Origin of the sequence: Actinomycetospora aeridis (assembly GCF_037400275.1) — a bacterium.
Classification (GTDB): Bacteria; Actinomycetota; Actinomycetes; order Mycobacteriales; family Pseudonocardiaceae; genus Actinomycetospora; species Actinomycetospora aeridis.
This window is the reverse complement of the sequence record NZ_JBBEGL010000003.1, coordinates 583,839-605,550: the sequence shown is the minus strand read 5'-3', so window position 1 is coordinate 605,550 and position 21,712 is coordinate 583,839. Positions and strand designations below refer to the sequence as shown.

Sequence of the window (21,712 nt, the reverse complement as noted above, 5' to 3'; positions counted from 1 at the left end):
GTCTACCAGTTCTCGACCGACTTGCGGAAGATGTCCGCGATGTCGTCCTCGGTCGGTGTCCGCGGGCAGGTCGCGAGCAGCCGCTGCTGCTTCATCGTCCCGTCGACGAGGTCCGGGATGTCGCCCTCGCCGAAGCCGACCGCGCCGATGCCGTTCGGGATCCCGATGTCGCGCATCAGCTCGGTGACCACGTGCGGCAGCTGCTCCGACGCGTTGTTCTGCGTCTCGGCGTTCGGCCCGAGCATCCGCGCGGCGGCCATGTGGCGGTCGGGGGCGGAGTCAAAGCTGAACCGGAAGGCCTCCGGCGCCGTCAGCGACACCGACATGCCGTGCGGCACCATCGCCTCGTCCGACGGGTAGCCGGCCGGGTGGAAGTCCCGGACCTGCCCCGCGATGGGGTAGGCGTTGGCGTGCGGGATGTGGACGCCCGAGTTGCCGAAGCCCATGCCGGCGAACGTCGCCGCCATCATCATGTCCATCCGGGCGTCGACGTCCTCGCCGCCCCGCTCGACCGCGGTGCGGAACGAGCGGGCGAGCAGGGACATCGACTTCTCGCACCAGAGGTCCGAGACCGGGTTGGACCCGCAGTAGGTCACCCGCTCCTCGGGCTTCTTGCGGTCGAACGTCGTGTACCAGCGCGCGGTGTACGACTCGAGCGCGTGGCAGACGATGTCCATGCCGGACGCGGCGGTGACCTCCGGGGGGAGGGTCATCGTCAGCAGCGGGTCGACGACGGCGAGGGTCGGGCGCAGCCGCCAGCTGCTGATGCCCGTCTTCACGCGCAGCGAGAGGATGTCCAGCACGCACATGGCGGTGGACTCCGAGCCCGTGCCCGCCGTCGTGGGCACCGCGATCAGCGGCTTGAGCTGCCCCGGCGGGGTCTGGGCCTTGCCGACGGGCTTGTTGACGTAGTCCATCAGGTCGCCGGGGAAGGTCGTCAGCAGGTTGACGGCCTTCGCGGTGTCGATCGCCGAGCCGCCGCCGACGGCGACGAAGCCGTCCCACGGACCCTGCTGCTGGGCGTAACCGACGGCCTTGTTCATCGAGTCGTCGGTCGGCTCGACGTGCACGCCGTCGAAGATCTCGACGGTCATGTCGTAGCGGCGGATCTGGTCCGCGATGCGGTCGGGCAGGCCGGTCTGCTGCATGCCCGGGTCGGTGATCAGCAGGATCCGCTTCGCGCCGTACTGGGCGAGGTCGAAGCCGATCTCGTCGCAGGCACCCGCGCCGAACTTCAGTGGCGGGGCGCCCCACGTGAACACCGACTCTTCGGTGGGGACCGGGGGGACGGTCATACCGGTGAGATCTCCGATCGGGTTGTCAGGGATCAGGTGGCCAGACCTCAGGTGTAGTGGCCGCCGCCGTTGCCCACGGTCTTGAGCTGGTGGATCTGCTCGGAGTCGTGGCCGAACACCACCGTGGCGTTGGTCTTCTCCGCGACGCCGCGGATCTTCTCGACCGACGAGTAGAACTGGCCCATGTCGTTGACGATCGCGGCCGGCGTCGTGGGCGGACCGTAGCTCTCGCCCATGTAGACGGCGTCGGAGGTGAAGATCATCGTGCCGGTGTCGGGCAGGTCGACCTGCATCGACATCGTGCCGGGCGTGTGTCCCGGGGTCTGGAGCAGCGTGACGCCGGGCAGGAACTCGGTGTCACCCGAGACCGTCTCCCAGTTCAGGCCCTCGTAGTCGGTCTTGAGGTGGGCACCGTTGAACAGGCCGTCGAACCCGAACGCCCAGTCCTTCTCCTTGTCGCTGCACACCAGCTTGGCCGACGAGTCCTTGAACATGTCGGCGTTGCCGCAGTGGTCGAAGTGCAGGTGGGAGAGCACGACGTAGTCGATCTGGTCGACACCGACGCCGATCTGGCGCAGGCGCGAGTCGAGGTACTCGTCCTCGCTGACCTTGTCGTAGGGGAAGAAGTCCTGCAGGCCCGTCGGGCCCCAGCGCTCCTCCCAGTCCCGCGGGCAGCTCGTGTCCCACAGGATCGTGCCGTCGGGGGTCTCGACGAGCACCGTGTGCGTCGGGACGTCGGCCCACTCGGTGGGCTGGTCCCGCATCTGACGGGGCCGGATCGAGCGCCCGGGCTTGAGGAGCAACCACGTCAGGTCCGCGGTCATCATGCCGCAGTCCAGGATGCTCACCTTGATCTCGCCACTCGCAGCCATCAGCGCTCCTCCGCGTGCCGCGTGCCGATCGGGGAACGCGGCCGGGGGCGCCGCACCGATGATGCATGCATCACCGACCACGTGATGCGGGACACTAGCCATGCTCATGACCGACGGCAAATGATCAGGTGGTGGCTCCGTCCGAGCACGGACGACCGGACGGCACTGCTCCAACAGGGTGGCGCCTCCTGTCACGCACAGTGACGCTAGGGCAGGCTGAGCGCGTGGCCACCCCTCCGCCGACGACCGGGACGTCGACGCACCGTCGCGCTGTGTGGGCGCGCCGCTCCCGGCTCGCGACGGCCCGTCGGGCGCCGTTCTCGGCGCTGCTCGCGGCCGGGATCGTCGCCGGGGCCTCGGCACCGATGGTCAATCTGGCGATGACCGACCGGTGGCGCGACGCCGACGGCATCCTCCCCGAAGGACTGGTCCGCCTCACGGTGCTCGCCGCGTTCGGGCTGATCGTCGCGGTGCTGACGACCGTCGCGGGGGTGTTCTGGGCGCTCGGCGCCCTCGGCGAGGCGCCCACCGACGATGTCCTGGCCTACGGCGGCGGTCGACGGGCCGGTCTCGCCTGGGCCGACCGGTACGCCACGACCGGGCGGACGACGCTCGAGGACGCCCCCGATGCGCGCGTGACGGCGGCCCGCGACGCCCAGGGTCGGCGCGCACTGCCGGCCACGGTGGCCGGAACCCGGGTCGCCGCGGCCCGCGAGCGCCCGCACGGCGTCGCCGCCTACTCGGTGACCGCGCCGGACGGGGCCGTCACGGTGACCGCCGACGAGGGCCCGCGCGGGAACGTCGACTGGACCCTCGACGACGGCCGCGGCACGGTCCTGCGCTGGCGCCACCACCTCGCCGACCGGGTGCCGCGGCTGACCCTGATCGACGCGCACGGCACCGCGTGGTGGGTCCGGCGCAAGGGCCGCACCGTCCTGGCCGCCGAGCTCCCCGACGAGCTCGATCCCGTCGCCGCGCGCGCCCTCCTGCTCGTCGTCGACGACCAGCTGACGAACGCCCGGCACCTGCGGTCGGCGATGGCGGCAACGGGCGGCGGCGGGGACTAGGGCGGGCCCGACGGATCGAGGTCGCCGGTCCGGCGGAACAGGCGACCCGCGGGCGGGGCTGGAGGGGCCGCCCGAGGCACGGGGTGTCTCAGCCTGGCGGCCACGCTGACGTTGGACGTCAGAAAAGCCGCCACGATCACGACGCTTCCGGGACCCGGTCGTGCTGACGTCGTTGTCGGTGCCTGTCGTTCGATGTCGCGACTGTCGCCGATGTGCGGTAGACTCGAACACATGAGCGAACAGGTCGGGGCGGTGGAGCGGGAGCTGCTCGCCCGCGCCCGGACCCGTCTGCACGCTCGCGGGGCGGAGCATTACCGGCTGCTGCTGGAGATCGCGGAGCTCGACCGTTCCGGGGTGGCCGACCGGACCGGGGACCGGCTGACCGAGCGGCTCGTGGAGACCCTCGCCCGCTGCGACCGGCGGGAGGCGAACCGGTTGGTCGAGCAGGCCCGTGACCTCGTGCCCCATGCCGGCATCGGCGGTCAGCCGCTGCCCGCGCGGCTGCCGCACACCTCGACCGCGCTGGCTACGGGGGAGATCGGCGAGGCCCACCTGGTGATCATCCAGAAGACGATGCGGCGCATCGAGGAGCTCGAGCACCTCACCCCCGCCGTGGTCGCCGAGGCCGAACAGTCCCTGGCCGACAAGGCGCGCGCGCTGCCGCCGGCCGGGCTGGCGCAGGCCGCGCAGCGCCTGCTGGCCCACCTGGATCCCGACGGCGCCGCCCCGAAGCCGGACGAGGCTCGCGCGGATGCGGTGCAGCGGCTGCGTCGCCGAGACGGCTCCCTGGACCTGCGCGCCTCGATCACCGAACCCGCCGCCGCCGCGATGATCGACGACGGGTTCGAGGTCATGTCGCGCCCCGCCGGGCCCGACGACCCCCGCGACCTGCCCGCCCGCCGCGCCGAGGCCTTCAAAGAACTCTTCGCCGCCGCCACCGGCCAGCACGGGCTGATCACCGACACCCGCCACGAAGCCACCCCCGACCAGCCCGCCACCCCCGAACCGGCTGGTTGGACCCACGACGAGCCGGGCGAGCCGACCGAGCCCGTGGACGGTCAGGACGCGCTGATCCCGGCGCCGCGGCGCCCCGAACCCGAGCAGCCCGCTCGTGCTGCCAGCACCGCGGGCACGGCAGCGGGGGCGGGGCGGGCGTTGATCGCCATCACGATCGACCACGACTGGCTGCGCCGGGCGGTCGGCCACGGGGTCCTCGACGACCAGCACCTCGTCGACGCCGCCACCCTGCGGCGGCTGGCCTGCGACGCCGACATCATCCCCGTCGTGCTCGGCACCCGCTCCGAACCCCTCGACATCGGACGTCGCTCCCGCACCGTCCCCGACGCCCTGCGCCGCGCCCTGACCGTCCGCGACCAGGGCTGCGCGTTCCCCGGCTGCACCCGACGACCTCGGCGCTGCCAGGCCCACCACATCAGGTTCTGGGGCCATGGCGGACCCACCGAGATCGACAACCTGGTGCTGCTGTGCACCCATCACCACAACCAGGTCCACCACGCCGGCTGGCACGTGGAGATGATCAACGGGCGACCCTGGTTCACCCCGCCGCCCTGGATCGACACCACCCGAGCTCCACGTCCCGGCCCAGCACCCCCCTTCCCCGCCGCGGCATAGGCCCTCCCCTCGGCGGGATCCGTCAGAGATCCGCGATCACGGGGAACCCTTCACGTGGGATCACCCATGGTTGTCCACGGGCGTCGCCGCATCCCGCGCAGCGCCGGCCAGGAACGCCGTGATCAGCGCTGCGGCGACGAGGAGCCACCACGACGACGGCTGGGGTCCGTACGCGACGAGTCGGAAGGCGAACGTGACGATCACGCCCGAGCACGACCCCAGGATCGTCTTCACGCCGAACACCGGGCGCTCGGCGGTGAGCGTGTCGACGGTGCCGAGCAGCCCGAAGCAGACGGGACTCAGGACGACCCCGATGACGACGAGGATCACGAGCTGGTCCCAGAACGTCGCCGGGTCCTCCAGCTGCGACCGGGCCATCCACGTGAACAGCGCCGTCGTGCCCGCAGGCCACACCGCGAGCAGCACGAACCCCCGGAGCGCGGCCCGGCCCAGGGTCCCGTCCCCTCGCATCCTGCGGAGGTCCCGCCGTTCCGGGGTGTCCGCCGCGCGCTCCCGGACCTCGTCCATCGTCGAGCGCGCCTCCCACCAGCCCACGCGGTCGAGGAACGCCGACACCGCGGGCGGGGTGCGGGTCAGTGGCCCCGCGATGTCGGGCCGCTCGCCGAGGTAGCGCGCGAGCCGGGTGACCGGGATCCGCGTCCGGTGGACGGGCACACCGAACCTCGCCGCGAGCATGTTCTCTGCCGCCTGCGGGACGCTCGGCCCGACGACGAGGAGCCGGGGGCGCGCATGCGACGCCCGGATGCGCCCGATCTCGTGCTCCTGGCGGACTCTCCCGGAGAGCTCGACGACGCCGAGGACGTCGCCCGCCTCCATCCTGTCGCCCGGCTCGGCCACGGCCCACCATCCGCAGAAGCAGCCCGGTGCCGGCGCGTCGTGGTCCTCGTCGGGGCAGGACGCGACCGCGGGGCGGTCCCCCGGCCATCGATCGTCGCGCAGCAGATCCGAGGAGAACCAGGTACACCACGCCGACATCGCCACGACCCGATCGTCGGACGCCGGGCCGGCCGGATCGATGGGAACCGGATGGCCCCCGGATGGAATCAGCGAGTGGGTCGCTTCGCCGGCTCGCAGCACCCCGGGTGGCACAGCTCCCCGTTGCAGCCCACCCCGGCCCGCGGTGCGGACCCCAGCTCGCGGACCGGCGCCCCGTCGACCTGCTCGGCGATCAGCTCCACGACCATCGCGACGAAACGCGGGTCGGACCCCGCGCTCGCAGCGCGGGCGAAGCCCATGCCGATCTTCTCGGCGTGCTCGGCGGCCTCGTTGTCGAGGTCCCACACGACCTCGAGGTGGTCGGACACGAACCCGACCGGGCTGACGACGACGGCGCCGACGCCGCGGTCGTGCAGGTCGTCGAGGTGGTCGACGATGTCGGGCTCCAGCCACGGGATCTGCGGCGGGCCGGAGCGCGACTGCCACACGAGGTCGTGGTCCCCCGCGCCGACCGCGTCGGCCACCAGCGCGGCGGCCTCGGCCATCTGCCGCGAGTAGCGGTGCCCGCCCTCCCCGGGCGGCCCCGCGGTGCGATCGGCCGACTCGGGGATCGAGTGCGCCGTGAAGACGAGCCGCGCCTCGTGACCCGCGTCCAGGCGCTCGCGGGCGGCCCGCACGCCGTCGGCGACGGAGGCGACGAAGAGCGGATGGTCGTAGAAGTGGCGCAGCTTGACGAGGTCCGGCGCGGACCCGGTGCGCTCGATCGCCGCCTCGCGGGCCCGGGCGATGTCCTCGTGGTACTGGCGGCAGGCCGAGTACCCGCCGTAGGCGCTCGTCGCGAAGACGAGCGCTCGCTGCACGCCGTCCCGGGCCATCGCCTCGACCATGTCCTCGGCGAGCGGGTGCCAGTTGCGGTTGCCGAAGTAGACCGGCAGCTCGCGCCCGGCCTCGCGCAGCGCGCGCGACAGGTCGGCGACGAGCCGGCGGTTCAGCTCGTTGATCGGGCTGACGCCCCCGAAGTGCTGGTAGTGCTCCTCGACGGCGTCGAGCCGCTCGGGCGGCACCCCGCGGCCCCGCGTCACGTTCTCGAGGAACGGGCGGACCTCGTCGGGACCTTCCGGACCCCCGAAGGACAGGACCAGCACGGCGTCGTAGGACTCGTAGGGCACGGCCCCAGGATGCCCCGCTCAGGCGCCCATCGCGTGATAGCCCCCGTCGGCGTGCACGACCTCACCCGTGGTGGCGGGCATCCAGTCCGAGAGCAGGGCGCAGATCGTCTTCGCGACCGGCGTCGGGTCGGTGAGGTCCCAGCCCAGCGGCGAGCGCTGCACCCAGGCCTCCTCGAACGTGTCGAAGCCCGGGATCGACTTGGCCGCCATCGTGCGCACCGGACCGGCGGCGACGAGGTTGGCACGGATGCCCTCGGGGCCCAGGTCGCGGGCGAGGTAGCGCGTGGTGGCCTCGAGCGCGGCCTTCGCGACGCCCATCCAGTCGTAGCCGGGCCAGGCGACGGTGTTGTCGAAGTCCATGCCGACGAGCGACGAGCCCGGCCCGAGCAGCGGCTTGCACGCCATCGCGAGCGACTTGAACGAGTAGGCCGAGACCTCGACGGCCGTCGCGACGTCGGACCACCCGGTGTTCAGGAAATTGCCGCCGAGGGCGTCCATCGGCGCGAAGCCGATCGAGTGGAGCACGCCGTCGAGGCCGTCGACGTGCTCGCGGACCTGGTCGGCGAGGCCGTCGAGGTGCTCCTGGTTCTGCACGTCGAGCTCGATCACCGGCGCCTCGGTGGGCAGCCGCTTGGCGACGCGCTTCACCAGCGACAGGCGCCCGAAGCCGGTCAGCACGACCGTGGCGCCGGCCTCCTGCGCCGCCTTCGCCGCGTGGAAGGCGATCGAGGCGTCGGTGATGATCCCGGTGACCAGGATCCGCTTGCCCTCGAGCAGGTTGCTCACTGTCTCCCCTTCTAGTGGCCCATGCCGATGCCGCCGTCGACCGGCAGCACCGCGCCGGTGACGTAGGCGGCGTCGTCGGAGGCCAGCCATGCGACGGCCTTGGCGATGTCCTCGGGCGCGGCGGTGCGGCCCAGCGGGATCGACGCAAGGAGCTCCTCGCGCCGCTTGTCGGTCAGCTCGGCGGTCATGTCGGTGTCGACGTACCCGGGGGCGACGACGTTCGCGGTGATCCCCCGCCCGCCGAGCTCGCGGGCGGTGGAGCGGGCCAGGCCGACGAGCCCGGCCTTCGAGGCCGCGTAGTTCGCCTGGCCGGGGGCGCCGGTGAGGCCCACGACGCTCGAGACGTAGATCAGGCGACCGAAGCGGGCCTTCATCATGCCGCGGACCGCGCGCTGCGTGACCCGCCAGGCGCCGGTGAGGTTGGCGTCGAGGACCTCGGTGAACGCGTCCTCGGGCATGCGCATGAGCAAGCCGTCGCGGGTGATGCCGGCGTTGGCGACCACCACCTCGACCGGCCCGTGCTCCGACTCCACCTGCGAGAACGCGGCGTCGACCGCGGCCGAGTCGGTGACGTCGGCCTGCACGCCGTGCAGTCCCTCCGGGGGCTCGCCGGAGCGGTGGGTCACCACCACCGTGTGTCCCCGCTCGGCGAGCTCGCGCGCGGTGGCGAGCCCGATCCCGCGGTTGCCTCCCGTGACCAGCACGACGCGGCTCACGCGACTCCTCTCGATCGGGAGCCGTCCCCGGCGGATCCCTTCGGGGCGGGACGGCGGCGGCAGGGTACCGAGTACCCGGTCCCGCGGCCCACCGGAACTCGCGGGCCGTACGGCCGAACGGCGCTGTGTGCGGTGTGGTCCGCGCCATAGAGTCGATCACGCGTCGATCAACTCAGCCGTCGACCCCCCGGAGGACCGATGACCGCGACCGACCTGCCGACGACCCTCCCGGGCCGGCTCGGCGACCCCGCCCTCGACCTGCGCACCGACCCGCGCGCCAAGCCCGGGCTCGTCGCCGCCCTCGCGGCGTTCGGGCTCGACGGTCCCGCGGCCGAGCCGCCCCTGACGCGGGAGGCCGGCCCGGAGGCGGTGGGCGAGGCCGTCGCCGGACTCCACGACGCGTTCAGCGCCCTCTACGCGAGCGTCCCCCTCGCGCTGCCCGGCGACGCCCCGGACGACGCGGTCGAGGTCACCGAGGACTCCGTCCCCTCCCCCGACGGCCACCTCGTGCCGCTGCGCCTCTACCGCCCGGCGGGGGTCGAGGGCCCGCTGCCGGCGGTCGTGTACATCCACGGCGGCGGCATGACGATCCTCGACGCCGACACCCGCGTGCACGACCGCTGGTGCCGCGACCTCGCCCTCACCGGTGTGGTCGCCGTGCGCGTCGCGTTCCGCAACGCGTGGACGCCGCTGGGCCTCCACCCTTTCCCGGCGGGTCTGGACGACTGCGCGGCGACCGTGCGCTGGCTCGACGACCGCCGCGGCGAGCTGGGCCTGACCCGCATCGTGCTGCAGGGCGAGTCCGGCGGGGCCAATCTCGCGCTCGCCACGACCCTGCGGGCCAAGCGCTCCGGCGACCTCGACGCCATCGACGGCGTGCACGTCGCCGTGCCCTACGTCAGCGGCGGCTACGCCTGGGAGCGGGACCGCAAGCGGCGCGAGCTCCCCTCGATGATCGAGAACGACGGGTACTTCATCAACTGCGCGCTGATGGACCTGCTGGTCGCGAGCTACGACCCGCACGGCCGCCACACCGAGGACCCGCTGGCCTGGCCGTACTTCGCCACCGCCGACGACCTCGCCGGCCTGCCCCCGCACGTCGTCACCGTCAACGAGCTCGACCCGCTGCGCGACGAGGGCCTGGCCTACTACCGCAAGCTGCTCGCCGCCGGTGTGCCGGCGAGCGGGCGGGTCAACCTCGGCATCGTCCACGGCGCCGAGGCCATCTTCCGGCAGGCGCTGCCCGACGAGCGCCGCACGGCGCTGGCCGACATCCGGTCCTTCGTCGACGCCCTGTCGGTGGACCACGTCTAGATCTAGGGGAGGCGCTGCCCCGTGACGATCGCGGTGGCGGCGCCGAGGACGACGAGGATCGTGGCCGCGAGGAACCAGCGCCCGGAGAGGTCGACCGTGCGCTCCTCGTAGCCCACCTGTTCGGCGAGGTTGGCGTAGGTCTCGCGCAGGTCGAGCTCGGTGGAGGCGCGCCGGAAGTCGCCGCCGGAGAGCTGGGCGATCTCGCGCATCTGGTCGTCGGCGACCGCCACCGACACGGGCCGCCCGTCGATCTCGATCTCGCCGTACTCGGTGCCGAACGAGATCGCCGAGATCGGCACGCCCGCCGCCCGGGCCTCCGACGCGGCCGGGAACGCGCCCCGGTCGTCGGCGGGGTCGGTGGTCGGCGTCGTCTGCTTGCCGTCCGAGAGCAGGATGATCCGCGCCGGCGGCGGGCCCTCCGGGCCGCGGATCTGGCTGCCGAAGGCCCGGATCGCGGCGAGGCTCGCCCGGATCGCGTCGCCGGTGCCGGTCGACTCCGCGAGCTGGAGGCTGCCGATCGCGTTCTTCACCGCCTGGCGGTCGGTGGTGGGCGTGACGAGCGTGCTCGGCGTCGCCGCGAACGACGACAGGCCGAGGTTGATGCCGGCGGGGAGCTGGTCGGCGAACGCCGACGCCGCGGTCTCGGCGACCTGCAGGCGGGAGGGCTCGACGTCGGTGGCGCGCATCGAGAGCGACACGTCGATCGTCAGCATCACCGTGGCCCGGTTCCGGGGCACCTGCGCGGTGCCCTGCGGTCCGGCCAGCGCGATGACCATGAGCACCAGCGCGACCAGCACGAGCGCCATGGGGACGTGCCGCCACCGGCCCGGGCCCTTCGGGGCGACGCGCTCGAGCAGCGCGAGGTTGGTGAAGCGCATCGTGTAGCGCTGCCGGCGCCGGTTGATCCACCAGTAGCCGACGGCGAGTGCGGCCACGACCAGCAGGCCGAGGAACCACCAGGGGTGCGCGAACATCAGCGCCTCCCTGCGGGTTCAGGGATCTGCCCGGTGGTCGCCCCGCCCGACCAGCCCCGCTTGCGGGCCACGGCGAAGCGCACCACGTCGGCGATCCAGTCGCGATCGGTGCGCAGCACGAGGTGCCCGGCCCCGCAGGCGCGCAGGGCCGCGGCGACGCGCCCGCGGTGGGCGGCGGCCTCGGCGGCGAAGCGGCGGCGAAGCGTCGGCGTGGTGGTGACCTCGCGGCGGTGCCCGGACTCGGGGTCGGCGAGCACGACCGTCCCGACGTCGGGGAGCTCCTCGTCGCGCGGGTCGACGACCTCGACGGCGAGCAGGTCGTGGCGCGCGCGCAGGGCCCGCATCGCGCGCTCCCAGTCGACGTCGCCGAGGAAGTCCGACACCACGACCACGAGCCCCCGCCGGCGCGGCGGGCGGCGGAGGGCCTCGAGCGCGCCGGGCAGGTCGCCGCGAGTGCCCTCGGGCGCGGGCGGGGTGGACGCGATCCGGCGCAGCAGCTCGCGGGCCGCGGTCTCCCCGCCGCGGGCGGGCAGGCGCCGGATCTCCGCACCGGTGGCGACGACGGCGCCGACGCGGTTGCCGCCGCCGCGGGTCAGGTGCACCACGGCGGCGCAGGCGGCGACGGCGAGGTCGCGCTTCTCGCACTGCGCGGTGCCGAAGTCGAGGCTCGGCGAGAGGTCGACGACGAGCTGGGTCTCGAGCTCGCGGTCGGCGATCGTCTCGCGGATGTGGGGCTCGGTCGTGCGGGCGGTGACCGACCAGTCCATGCGCCGCACGTCGTCACCCGGCTGGTAGGGCCGCGGCTCCCCCGCCTCCGTGCCCGGCCCGGGCACGAGACCCAGGTGGTTGCCCTGCAGCAGCCCGTCGAGACGGCGCCGGACCGAGAGCTCGAGGGTGCGCAGCGACGCGGAGAGCCGCGCGTAGGTGCGCTCCCCCGCTACCTCGTCGGGTCCCGAGGGCACCGGCGACGTCGGCGGCGGCGCCCACGCCGGGCGGGGCCCGCCGCCGGGGCTCTCCGCGGGCGGGGCGCCCGGCGGCCGCGGGCCGGGCTCGGGGACCTGGGCGGACGGCTGGTCCTCCGTCTGGTCCCCCGGGGTCGTCACCGACCCGCCGCCGGCACGGGCGCCGGGCCCATCCCGACCGGGCGGGCCGACACCTGCGGCAGCGGGACGGTCTGCAGCACGCGGGTGACGACGTGGTCGACCGGCACGCCGTCGGCGAGCGCGTCGTAGGACAGCACCAGGCGGTGACGCAGCACGTCCGGCGCGATGTCGACGACGTCCTGCGGCAGCACGTAGTCGCGGCCGCGGACCAGCGCGAGCGCCCGCGCCCCGGCGATGATGCCCAGCGAGGCGCGCGGGGACGCGCCGTAGGCGACCCACCCGCCGACGTCGGCCATCCCGTGCTCGGCCGGCGAGCGCGTGGCGACCACCAGCCGCACGACGTAGTCGACGAGCGCGTGGTGGACGAACACCTGGGCCGCGACGTCCTGCAGGCGGCGCAGCTCGGCGGGGTCGAGCACCCGGTGCGGCGACGGCGGGCTGACGCCCATCCGGTAGACGATCTCGCGCTCCTCGTCGGCCGTCGGGTACTCGACGAGGATCTTGAACAGGAAGCGGTCGCGCTGCGCCTCGGGCAGGGGGTAGACGCCCTCGTTCTCGATCGGGTTCTGGGTGGCCAGCACGAGGAACGGGTCGGGCATCGGGTGGGTCTCGCCGCCGATGGAGACGTGGCGCTCGGCCATCACCTCGAGCATCGCCGACTGCACCTTCGCCGGCGCGCGGTTGATCTCGTCGGCGAGGACGAAGTTGGACACGACCGGGCCCAGCTCGACGTCGAACGCCTCGCGGCCCTGCCGGTAGATACGCGTGCCCAGGATGTCGGCGGGCACGAGGTCGGGCGTGAACTGGATGCGGGCGAACGACCCGCCCACGACGCGCGCGAACGTCTCCACCGCGAGGGTCTTGGCCACGCCGGGCACGCCCTCGAGCAGCAGGTGGCCCTTGGCCAGCAGGCCGACGAGCATGCGCTCGACCAGGCGGTCCTGGCCGACGATGACGCGCTTGACCTCGAGGACGGTGCGCTCGAGCTGCTCGGCGTCGTGCGCCGGGGTGGAGGGCTGGCCCGACCCGGTCGCGGCCGCCGGGGGCGTCGGCGAGCCCGACGGGCCCTGTCGCACCGTCTGGCTCGTCCGGCCGGACTGGCCGGCGTCGGTCGGCTCGGTCACCGATGTCCCTCTCTGCTGGGCACTCGCTGCACCCCCGTCGGACGGGGGCATCCGGGGCGGCACGCTACCTGCCGGTCCACCAGGCAACCCGCTGGCCGGTGAGGGGGCCGTGAACACCCCGTCCCGGTCGGGTCGCCGCCGGTCACACCACCCGCGTGACCGTCGGGACGATCTCGTCGTCGAGGCGCACCGGGGCGATCCGCACGGTCTTGCCCGACTCCGGTGCCTCGACCATCTGGTCGTCACCCAGGTAGAGGGCCACGTGGTGCACGGCGCCCGCACCGTCGTCGTCGGCCCAGAAGAGCAGATCCCCGGGCCGGCGCTGCTCCAACGGGATCCTGTCGCCGGCGTCGGCCTGGTAGCCGCTGTAGTGCGGCAGCTCCTTCCCCGCCCCGGCGAACGCGTAGATCATGAGCCCGGAGCAGTCGAAGCCGGTCTTGTCGTAGTCGCCGTGGCTGTCGGCGACGCCGCCGTCACGGATGCCCTGCGTGGGGCCCTGGTCGTTCCCGCCGCCCCAGGCGTAGACGACGCCGAGCTGGGAGAGCGCGCGCTCGAGCACCAGCTTCACCTCGTCGGGCATCCCGGTCGTGTCGACGCCGGCGTCGGCGAGGGGGTCGTCGCCGGCGCTCTCCTCCCCGGTGGCCTCGTCCCCGGCGGCCCGCGGTGTCGCGGCACGCGCGGTCCGGGCGTCGCGGGCCTGCAGCCCGGCGGTCGCCGCGCGGCGGACACGCGCGTCGCGGGCGGTGTCGCGGGCCTGCGCGGCGTCGTCGAAGGCCTCGGCGCGGTCGCGCTGGGCGGCCAGGGCGGGGTCGGCGTCCTCCAGGGCGCGCAGCCGGGCCTCGGCCGCCTCGCGCTGGGCGGTGAGGTCGCGCAACGCCGCCTGCCGGGCCTCGGCGTCGGTGCGGACCCGGGCGAGCTCGGTGTCGGCAGCCACGCGGGCCTGGGCGGCCCGGGTCGCGGCGTCGTCGGCGGCGATCCGCGCGGCGCGGGCCCGGGAGTCGGCGTTGGCCGCCTCGATGCGGGCCCGCTCGGCGCCGTCGAGGGCGGCCCGCTGGTCGGAGGTGACGACGTCGCGCAGGTGGGCGCGCGCGGCGACGTCGTCGGGTCCCGCCGAGCCGGAGAGCACGGAGAGCGGCCCGAGCACGTCGGCCTGCTGGAACCAGGCGGTGATCCAGGCGTCGACCTCGGTCCGGGCCCGCTCGGCCGCGACGGCGGCCTCGTCCGCGCCCCGGCGGCTCTCCTCGGCGGCCCGCCGGGCCTCGTCGGCGCGACGGCGGGCGGCGGTGTCGTCGGCGAGGGCCTTGTTGGCGAGCTCCTGGCGCTGACCGAGGTCCGCGGTGAGGCGGTCGAGCTCGGTGCGCGCGGTCGCGATGCGGGCGACCAGGGAGCCCGCCTCCCCGGCGGGGTCGTCGGTCGGAGACGTCGGCGCTGCAGACGTCGGCGCGGGCGGCGTCGGGGTCGGGCTCGGCGGCGCGGCCAGGGCGGCCGGGACGACGGTCAACGCCGTCGCGAGCACCGCGGCGAGCACGGCCGGACCTGCGATGACACGCCGCACGCCGTCCTGCACCTCCCCCGCCGGACCGGTCCCGAGCGCGAGGAGCCTCCCGGGCACGGCGGCCGCCTCCCGGCTCCGACACGCGGTGGTGTGGCGGGAATCGCCCGCTCGTGGGGCGTTCGCGGCCCTCACGGGCCGCGCCGGGGCCACCACGCAGGGGTACCCGGCCGTAGGCTGGTGAGGGCGGGAGTGCGGCATCCGGGAGGGTGCGCGAGACTCCCGCCCGACCCCCGGGCCGAGCGTCGTCACCGGATCGTCCGCACTGGGCCGTCCGTACCGGGCCGGGCCGGACCACCACCCGGACCGGCCCCGCCCGCTCCGGCGACGCCGCCGGGACCGCAGCGACCCCGGGTCGCGGCCGACCACCACTCGCCGCGCCCGCGAGGAACGAGGAGGAACGTGTCCGTGAGCTCGCCAGCGCAACCCGACTCTTTCGGTGCGAAGGGCACCCTCGAGGTCGGCGGACAGTCGTACGAGATCTTCCGTCTCTCCGCGGTCGAGGGCTCGCAGCGCCTGCCGTTCAGCCTCAAGGTGCTGCTCGAGAACCTCCTGCGGACCGAGGACGGTCTCGTCACCACCGAGAAGTCGATCCGCGCGCTCGCCGAGTGGGACCCGACCGCCGAGCCGGACACCGAGATCCAGTACGTGCCGGGCCGGGTCGTCATGCAGGACTTCACCGGCGTCCCGTGCATCGTCGACCTCGCGACGATGCGTGAGGCCGTCACCGAGCTCGGGGGCGACGCGCAGAACGTCAACCCGCTCGCGCCCGCCGAGCTCGTCATCGACCACTCGGTCGTCGCCGACCTGTTCGGCACCCCGGACGCCTTCGAGCGCAACGTCGAGCTGGAGTACCAGCGCAACGAGGAGCGCTACAAGTTCCTGCGCTGGGGCCAGACCGCGTTCGACGAGTTCAAGGTGGTCCCGCCGGGCACCGGCATCGTCCACCAGGTCAACATCGAGCACCTGGCGCGCGTCGTGATGACCCGCAACGGGCAGGCCTACCCGGACACCCTGGTCGGCACCGACTCGCACACCACGATGGTCAACGGCCTCGGCGTGCTCGGCTGGGGCGTCGGCGGCATCGAGGCCGAGGCGGCGATGCTCGGCCAGCCGGTGTCGATGCTCATCCCCAAGGTCGTCGGCTTCCAGCTCTCCGGCGAGCTGCCCGCGGGCGCCACCGCGACCGACCTCGTCCTGACGATCACCGAGATGCTGCGCGAGCACGGCGTCGTCGGGAAGTTCGTCGAGTTCTACGGCGAGGGCGTCGGCGCGGTGCCGCTGGCCAACCGCGCGACGATCGGCAACATGAGCCCGGAGTTCGGCTCCACGGCGGCGATGTTCCCGATCGACGACGAGACGCTGACCTACCTGCGCTTCACCGGGCGCGACGACGAGCAGGTCGCGCTCGTCGAGGCGTACGCCAAGGAGCAGGGCCTCTGGCACGACCCGAAGGCCGAGCCGGACTACTCCGAGACGCTGTCGCTGGACCTGTCCACGGTCGTCCCGTCGATCGCCGGCCCGAAGCGTCCGCAGGACCGCATCCGGCTCGACGCCGCGAAGGAGTCGTTCCGCTCCGCGCTGCCCGACTACGTCTCCGGCGACGAGCAGCCCCGCAGCCAGTCCGAGGAGTCCGACAGCGAGTCGTTCCCGGCCTCGGACCCGCCCGCGGAGCACCCCAACGGCGACGCCGACAAGCCCTCGGTGCACAAGCAGCCCGCCGACCCGGGCGGCCGCGCCTCGCACCCGACGCCGGTGACGCTCGACGACGGCACGCAGCTCGAGCTCGACCACGGCGCGGTGACGATCGCGGCGATCACGTCGTGCACCAACACCTCGAACCCGTCGGTGATGATCGGTGCGGCGCTGCTCGCGCGCAACGCCGTCGACAAGGGCCTCGAGCGCCGCCCGTGGGTGAAGACCTCGCTGGCCCCGGGCTCGAAGGTCGTCATGGACTACTACGAGCGCTCGGGCCTGCTGCCCTACCTCGAGAAGCTCGGCTTCAACCTCGTCGGCTACGGCTGCACCACCTGCATCGGCAACTCGGGCCCGCTGCCCGAGGAGATCTCGAAGGCGATCAACGACGAGGACCTCGCCGTCACCGCGGTGCTCTCGGGCAACCGCAACTTCGAGGGCCGCATCAACCCCGACGTGAAGATGAACTACCTCGCCAGCCCGCCGCTGGTCGTGGCCTACGCGCTGGCCGGGACGATGGACCTCGACCTCGCCACCGAGCCGCTCGGGCACGACCCGCAGGGCAACCCGGTGACGCTCGAGGACATCTGGCCGTCGCCGCAGGAGATCCAGGAGACGATCTCCTCGGCACTGTCCCCGGAGCAGTTCACCCAGGGCTACGCCGACGTCTTCGCCGGCGACGAGCGGTGGACCTCGCTGCCCACGCCCGAGGGCGAGACCTTCACCTGGGACGAGGGGTCCACCTACGTCCGCAAGCCCCCGTACTTCGAGGGCATGTCGCGCGAGCCGTCGGACGTCGCGGACATCGACGGTGCCCGCGTGCTGCTCAAGCTCGGCGACTCGGTGACCACCGACCACATCTCCCCCGCCGGGGCCATCAAGGAGGACTCGCCGGCCGGGCGGTACCTCAAGGAGAACGGGGTCGAGCGCAAGGACTTCAACTCCTACGGCTCGCGCCGCGGCAACCACGAGGTGATGATCCGCGGGACGTTCGCGAACATCCGGCTGCGCAACCTGCTGCCCACCGGCGACGGCGGTTCCCTCGACCAGGGCGGCAACACGGCCGACTACACCCAGGACGGGAAGCAGGCCGCGGTCTACGACGCGGCGCAGAACTACGCCGCCGAGGGCACGCCGCTGGTGGTGCTCGCGGGCAAGGAGTACGGCTCCGGGTCCTCGCGCGACTGGGCGGCCAAGGGCACGACGCTGCTCGGCGTGCGCGCCGTCATCGCCGAGTCCTACGAGCGCATCCACCGCTCCAACCTCGTCGGCATGGGCGTGCTGCCGCTGCAGTTCCCCGAGGGCCAGAACGCCGACTCGCTGGGCCTGACGGGCACCGAGACCTTCGCCATCGGCGGGGTCACGGCACTCAACGACGGCGACGTGCCGGACACGGTGCACGTGACGGCGCAGCCCGAGTCGGGCGAGGCGATCGAGTTCGACGCGCGCCTGCGCATCGACACCCCGGGCGAGGCGCAGTACTACCTCAACGGCGGCATCCTGCCCTACGTCCTGCGCAAGATGCTGGGCTGAGCGCGCTCCCGGCCCACCCCGGCCCACTCCCGCCCACTCCCGCCTTGCGGAACGAACGCGCCGTTCGCTGCTTCTAGCGCAGCGAGCGGCGCGTTCGTTCGTTCCGGGCAGGCGTGGCAGTCAGTCGTCGGCGGGCTCGGCTGAGCGGTCGGCGTTCTCCATCGCGGCGCGCACCTCCTGCTCCTCGGTGCGTCCGCGGCGCCAGTAGCCGGTGAAGCACACGTCGCCCTTGTCGACCCCGCGCTCACGCACGACGTGACGGCGCATGGCCTTGACGACGGACGCCTCGCCGGCGAGCCAGACGTAGGGACGCTCGCCGGGGAGGGCGAGGTCGGCGAGACGCTCGGCGAGGGTGTCGGGCGTCGTCCAGTGCACGGTGACGTCGCCCTCGGTGTCCCAGGTCTGCTGCTCGGTGACGTCCCGGACGCTCGCCACGACCGTCGCGGGGCGCCCGGGCGGGAGGGCCTCGACGATCGCGGCGATGGCGGGCACGGCGGTCTCGTCGCCGGCCAGCAGCACGCCGTCGTGCTCGTCGCGGGGGGCGTAGAGGCCGTAGGGGCCGGTGAAGGCGAGGTGCTCGCCGGGGCTCGCGCGCAGCGCCCAGTCGCGGGCGGGGCCCTCGTCGTGCAGCACGAAGTCGACGTCGATCTCCACCGGGTCCTCGCGGCGCCGGCGCAGGGTGAACGTGCGCATCGGCGGCCGGACGTCGTCGCCCATCGCGAGGTAGCGGCGGAACCAGCCGGCGATGTCGGGGCCGTCCTCGCCCCCCTCCTCGACGAGCGGAGGCAGGGTCGGCTCCACCTCGTCGGGGCGCGGGAAGAAGAGCTTCATGTAGCCGTCGGGGGCGACCATCGGCAGGTCCGCGAGGTCGGGCCCCGCCAGGGTCACCCGGATCACCCGGGGCGTCGGGCGTTCCACCGCGCGGACCACCGCCCGCCGCAGCCGGACCGCCGGACGTGTCGACGCCGTCGTCACGCACTCCCCTTCCGTCACCGCCAGGTGAGGTCACCCTAACTTCTACGGCGCATACGTGACGAGGTGGCGGTCAACCCCCCGGCATGACGCTGAACGAGACCGCGCGCGAGATCCTCGCCGACGGGAAGGGGATCCTCGCCGCGGACGAGAGCACCGGGACCATCACGAAGCGCCTCGAGGCGGTGGGCGTCGAGTCGACCGACGAGACCCGCCGCCGGTTCCGCGACCTGCTGTTCACCACCAAGGACGTCGAGGAACGCCTCGGCGGCGTGATCCTCTACGACGAGACGGTGCGGCAGGACGCGCTCGACGGGACGGGCATGGTGGACCTGCTGCGCCGGCGGGGCATCGTGCCGGGCATCAAGGTCGACGGGGGCGCCAAGGACCTGGCCGGTTTCCCCGGCGAGAAGGTCACCGAGGGGCTGGACGGGCTGCGCGAGCGGTTCGCGGAGTACGCCGACCTCGGCCTGCGGTTCGCGAAGTGGCGTTCGGTGATCTCGGTGTCCGACGCCCTGCCGAGCGCGACGGCGATCGAGCTCAACGCCGCCGGCCAGGCCCGCTACGCGGCGCTGGCGCAGGAGGCGGGCCTCGTCCCGATCGTCGAACCCGAGTCGATCATGGACGGCGACCACGGTATCGACCGTTCGGCCGAGGTCACCGAGCAGGTCCTCGCCGCCACCGTCGAGGCCCTGCGCCGCCAGCGGGTCGCGCTCGAGGGCGTGCTGGTGAAGACGAACATGGTGGTCTCCGGCTACGCGGGGTCCGACCAGGCCGGCCCCGAGGAGGTCGCCGACCGCACCCTCGAGGTCCTGCACCGGACCGTCCCGGCCGCCGTGCCCGGGATCGTGTTCCTCTCCGGCGGGCAGGACGACGCCCAGGCCAATGCCAACCTCGACGCCATCGCGCGCCGCGGCCCGCAGCCCTGGACCGTGAGCTTCTCCTACGCCCGCGCGCTGCAGGGCCGTCCGATGTCGGTGTGGGCGGGTGCCGAGGAGAACGTCGCGGCCGCCCAGGACGCCTTCGCCGAGCGGCTGCGCCTCACGGGCGCGGCCAACCGCGGCGAGTGGACCGCGGACGCGGAGCGCGCGTCGGCCTGAGCCGTCGATGATCGTCCGGGACTGTCGGGGGTCGGTCGTAGCGTCCGGGGTGTGGAGCAGGAATCCTCGGTCGCCCCGAGTGCGGTGCGGACGGCGCTGGCCGGTGTGCTGGCGCCGACGCTCCCGCTCGCCGCGGCCGCGGTGCGCGCCGGCTCGATCGACGCCGACCAGCTGTACGTCCTCGGCGAGCTGATCGAGGCCCTGCGCGCGGACGGGCGCGACGCGGACCTGCTCGCCGAGGTGGAGCGGACGCTGGTCCGCGCCGCCCTGACGGAGCCGGGCGCCGACCTGGCGCCGCTCGCGACCGACCTCTGGGTCACGTACGCCTCGCAGCCCGCGGACGACGTGCCGTGGGACGTGGAGCCGGAGCTCCTCGACGACGTGTGGTCCGGGAGGCCTGCGGCGGGCGACGTCGCGGACGTGGGTCAGGTGCTCCCCGCGCCGGAGGCTGTCTCGAGTGCCTCCGACGCCGTGGAGCCGGCCCGCCGGCACGACGGCGAGGCGCCCTGCCACGGTGCGCAGGAGGTCCACGTCGTGCCTGACCCAATCGAGACGCACGAGCCCGCCGAGGAACCCGATCACGCCGCTCGGCACGAGGCGGTCGACGTCGTGGACGCGGGCCACTCTTGCCGCGGGCCGGAGGCGGCGAGGCCGCCCGGTGTCGCCGACGAGCCGGGCCGCGCTCGTCGCCGGGCGTTCGACGCGCTCGGCGGCGTGGTCCTCGGGGGGACCGCCGTCGCACCGGAGCTCACCGAGGCGACTGACCTGGCTCGTGCGGCGGTCGATCGCGATGTCGGGCGCGTGCTCGACGGCGTCCTCACGTCGGGGTCCACCGAGCCGCTCGAGGAGCGGTGCGTGGACTCGGTCGCCCGGACGGCCTCACGTCGGCGCGTGCTCGCCACGACCCAGCACCGCGCGCTCGGCCCGGAGCCTCGGCACGCCTCCGGGCGGTCGCCGCCGGCGATGCGCCACCCGCGGGCGAGGCCCGTTCCCCGGACGACCCGCCCGGCGTGTTGATCACGCCCCGGCGAGGCCGGCGATCCGCCGCGGCCCGGGTCAGGCCTGCTGCGGCGTCTGCGGGTGGAGCCTGCCGATGTCGGCGGTCAGCTCCTCGACCGACGCGACCACGTCGGAGGCGCCGGCCTCGCGGAGCTCCTCGTTCGAGAACCCGCCCGTGCGCACCGCCACCGACGGCAGCCCGAGGCGCTCGGCGGCGCGGCAGTCCCAGACGGAGTCGCCGACGACCACCGCCGCCTCGGCGCCGACGCGCTCCATGGCGACCTGCAGCAGGTCCGGGGCGGGCTTGGTCTGCTCGACGTCGCCGGAGCTGACCCAGGCGTCGGCGAGGTCGCCCGCCTCGATCAGCTTCGCGTAGCGCTCGACGTGGTGCGGCTTGCCCGAGCTCGCCATCACGAGGGTGAAGCCCGCGCCGACGATCGCCTCGAGCAGGTCGTGGGCGCCCGGGAGCGCGGCGAACTCGTCGATCATCGCGTCGGCCTGCTCGGTCCACGCCGCGCGGATGTCGTCGCCGTGCTCGCGCTCGACGTCGTCGCCCGCGACCGCGCCGACGAGCTGGTCGCCGCCCATGCCGATGTGGCGGTGGATCGTCCAGACCGGGATCGTCACGCCGTACCGGCGGAAGGCGCGGTACCAGGCCAGCGCGTGGTGGTAGTTGGTGTCGACCAGCGTGCCGTCGACGTCGAGGATCACGGTGCCGCGTGTGTCCGTCATGGGACCGGGGGTGCCCGACGCGGTCCGGCGCGCATGCCGAGAGCACCGGCACACCCGCGCCTACTCCGCCGACCGGTCGAGTGTCCATCGCCCGTTCGTCGGTGTGACATGACGCGCACG

General features: G+C 73.9%; 18 protein-coding genes. 6 read left to right on the top strand and 12 right to left on the bottom strand.

Translation table 11 applies throughout. The annotated features are described in order from the left end of the window. Positions 1-2 precede the first annotated feature (2 nt). Together WCD41_RS13415 and WCD41_RS13410 are read right to left on the bottom strand one after the other, a co-directional pair. The gene (locus WCD41_RS13415) at positions 3-1,295 is read right to left on the bottom strand and encodes a hydroxyacid-oxoacid transhydrogenase (protein ID WP_133828788.1); all 1,293 of its coding nucleotides are present in this window, start codon (positions 1,293-1,295) and stop codon (positions 3-5) included. 47 nt (positions 1,296-1,342) lie between these two features. Then, positions 1,343-2,167, bottom strand: coding sequence for an N-acyl homoserine lactonase family protein (locus WCD41_RS13410; RefSeq protein WP_337713918.1), 825 nt, complete (start codon positions 2,165-2,167; stop codon positions 1,343-1,345). A 224-nt stretch (positions 2,168-2,391) separates the two neighbouring features. On the opposite strand from WCD41_RS13410, the gene WCD41_RS13405 reads away from it, so the two are divergent. Together WCD41_RS13405 and WCD41_RS13400 are read left to right on the top strand one after the other, a co-directional pair. Then, positions 2,392-3,234 (top strand): hypothetical protein, encoded by an 843-nt coding sequence (locus WCD41_RS13405; RefSeq protein WP_337713917.1) that lies wholly within the window; start codon positions 2,392-2,394, stop codon positions 3,232-3,234. A 231-nt stretch (positions 3,235-3,465) separates the two neighbouring features. Continuing rightward, positions 3,466-4,866 (top strand): HNH endonuclease signature motif containing protein, encoded by a 1,401-nt coding sequence (locus WCD41_RS13400; protein WP_337713916.1) that lies wholly within the window; start codon positions 3,466-3,468, stop codon positions 4,864-4,866. Positions 4,867-4,926: 60 nt separating this feature from the next. On the opposite strand, the gene WCD41_RS13395 is transcribed toward WCD41_RS13400, so the two are convergent. From WCD41_RS13395 to WCD41_RS13380, 4 genes are all read right to left on the bottom strand, one after another. Continuing rightward, positions 4,927-5,868, bottom strand: a complete 942-nt coding sequence (locus WCD41_RS13395; RefSeq protein ID WP_337713915.1) for a hypothetical protein — start codon at positions 5,866-5,868, stop codon at positions 4,927-4,929. A gap of 62 nt (positions 5,869-5,930) precedes the next feature. After that, entirely contained in the window at positions 5,931-6,992 is a 1,062-nt protein-coding gene (locus WCD41_RS13390; RefSeq protein ID WP_337713914.1) for a ferrochelatase, read from the bottom strand. 18 nt (positions 6,993-7,010) lie between these two features. Then, positions 7,011-7,778, bottom strand: coding sequence for an enoyl-ACP reductase FabI (gene fabI, locus WCD41_RS13385; protein ID WP_337713913.1), 768 nt, complete (start codon positions 7,776-7,778; stop codon positions 7,011-7,013). Between the two features lie 11 nt (positions 7,779-7,789). Beyond that, positions 7,790-8,494 (bottom strand): beta-ketoacyl-ACP reductase, encoded by a 705-nt coding sequence (locus WCD41_RS13380; RefSeq protein WP_337713912.1) that lies wholly within the window; start codon positions 8,492-8,494, stop codon positions 7,790-7,792. A gap of 198 nt (positions 8,495-8,692) precedes the next feature. Here WCD41_RS13380 and WCD41_RS13375 point away from each other — a divergent pair, with 198 nt between their 5' ends. Then, on the top strand, positions 8,693-9,808 hold the full coding sequence (locus tag WCD41_RS13375; RefSeq protein WP_337713911.1) for an alpha/beta hydrolase fold domain-containing protein: 1,116 nt from the start codon (positions 8,693-8,695) through the stop codon (positions 9,806-9,808). Between the two features lie 2 nt (positions 9,809-9,810). Here the strand turns inward: WCD41_RS13375 and WCD41_RS13370 are convergent, their stop codons facing one another. From WCD41_RS13370 to WCD41_RS13355, 4 genes are all read right to left on the bottom strand, one after another. Further along, a complete protein-coding gene (locus WCD41_RS13370; RefSeq protein WP_337713910.1) occupies positions 9,811-10,782 on the bottom strand; it encodes a VWA domain-containing protein in 972 nt (323 codons plus the stop codon). Next, positions 10,782-11,744, bottom strand: coding sequence for a DUF58 domain-containing protein (locus WCD41_RS13365; protein WP_337714223.1), 963 nt, complete (start codon positions 11,742-11,744; stop codon positions 10,782-10,784). Before WCD41_RS13365 ends, WCD41_RS13370 begins: the two co-directional genes overlap by 1 nt. Positions 11,745-11,881: 137 nt before the next feature. Then, a complete protein-coding gene (locus WCD41_RS13360; RefSeq protein WP_337714222.1) occupies positions 11,882-12,961 on the bottom strand; it encodes an AAA family ATPase in 1,080 nt (359 codons plus the stop codon). A 190-nt stretch (positions 12,962-13,151) separates the two neighbouring features. After that, positions 13,152-14,621: an NlpC/P60 family protein gene (locus WCD41_RS13355; RefSeq protein WP_337713909.1), complete on the bottom strand. Its 1,470-nt coding sequence runs from the start codon at positions 14,619-14,621 to the stop codon at positions 13,152-13,154. A gap of 348 nt (positions 14,622-14,969) precedes the next feature. Here WCD41_RS13355 and WCD41_RS13350 point away from each other — a divergent pair, with 348 nt between their 5' ends. Continuing rightward, positions 14,970-17,789 (top strand): aconitate hydratase, encoded by a 2,820-nt coding sequence (locus WCD41_RS13350; protein ID WP_337713908.1) that lies wholly within the window; start codon positions 14,970-14,972, stop codon positions 17,787-17,789. A gap of 120 nt (positions 17,790-17,909) precedes the next feature. Here the strand turns inward: WCD41_RS13350 and WCD41_RS13345 are convergent, their stop codons facing one another. Next, complete coding sequence (locus tag WCD41_RS13345; RefSeq protein WP_337713907.1) at positions 17,910-18,764, bottom strand: siderophore-interacting protein; 855 nt, start codon at positions 18,762-18,764, stop codon at positions 17,910-17,912. An 83-nt stretch (positions 18,765-18,847) separates the two neighbouring features. On the opposite strand from WCD41_RS13345, the gene WCD41_RS13340 reads away from it, so the two are divergent. Further along, the gene (locus WCD41_RS13340) at positions 18,848-19,861 is read left to right on the top strand and encodes a class I fructose-bisphosphate aldolase (RefSeq protein WP_337713906.1); all 1,014 of its coding nucleotides are present in this window, start codon (positions 18,848-18,850) and stop codon (positions 19,859-19,861) included. 51 nt (positions 19,862-19,912) lie between these two features. Continuing rightward, on the top strand, positions 19,913-20,878 hold the full coding sequence (locus tag WCD41_RS13335; RefSeq protein ID WP_337713905.1) for a hypothetical protein: 966 nt from the start codon (positions 19,913-19,915) through the stop codon (positions 20,876-20,878). 39 nt (positions 20,879-20,917) lie between these two features. Here WCD41_RS13335 and WCD41_RS13330 read toward each other — a convergent pair whose 3' ends face one another. Continuing rightward, complete coding sequence (locus tag WCD41_RS13330; RefSeq protein WP_337713904.1) at positions 20,918-21,592, bottom strand: HAD family hydrolase; 675 nt, start codon at positions 21,590-21,592, stop codon at positions 20,918-20,920. Positions 21,593-21,712 lie beyond the last annotated feature (120 nt).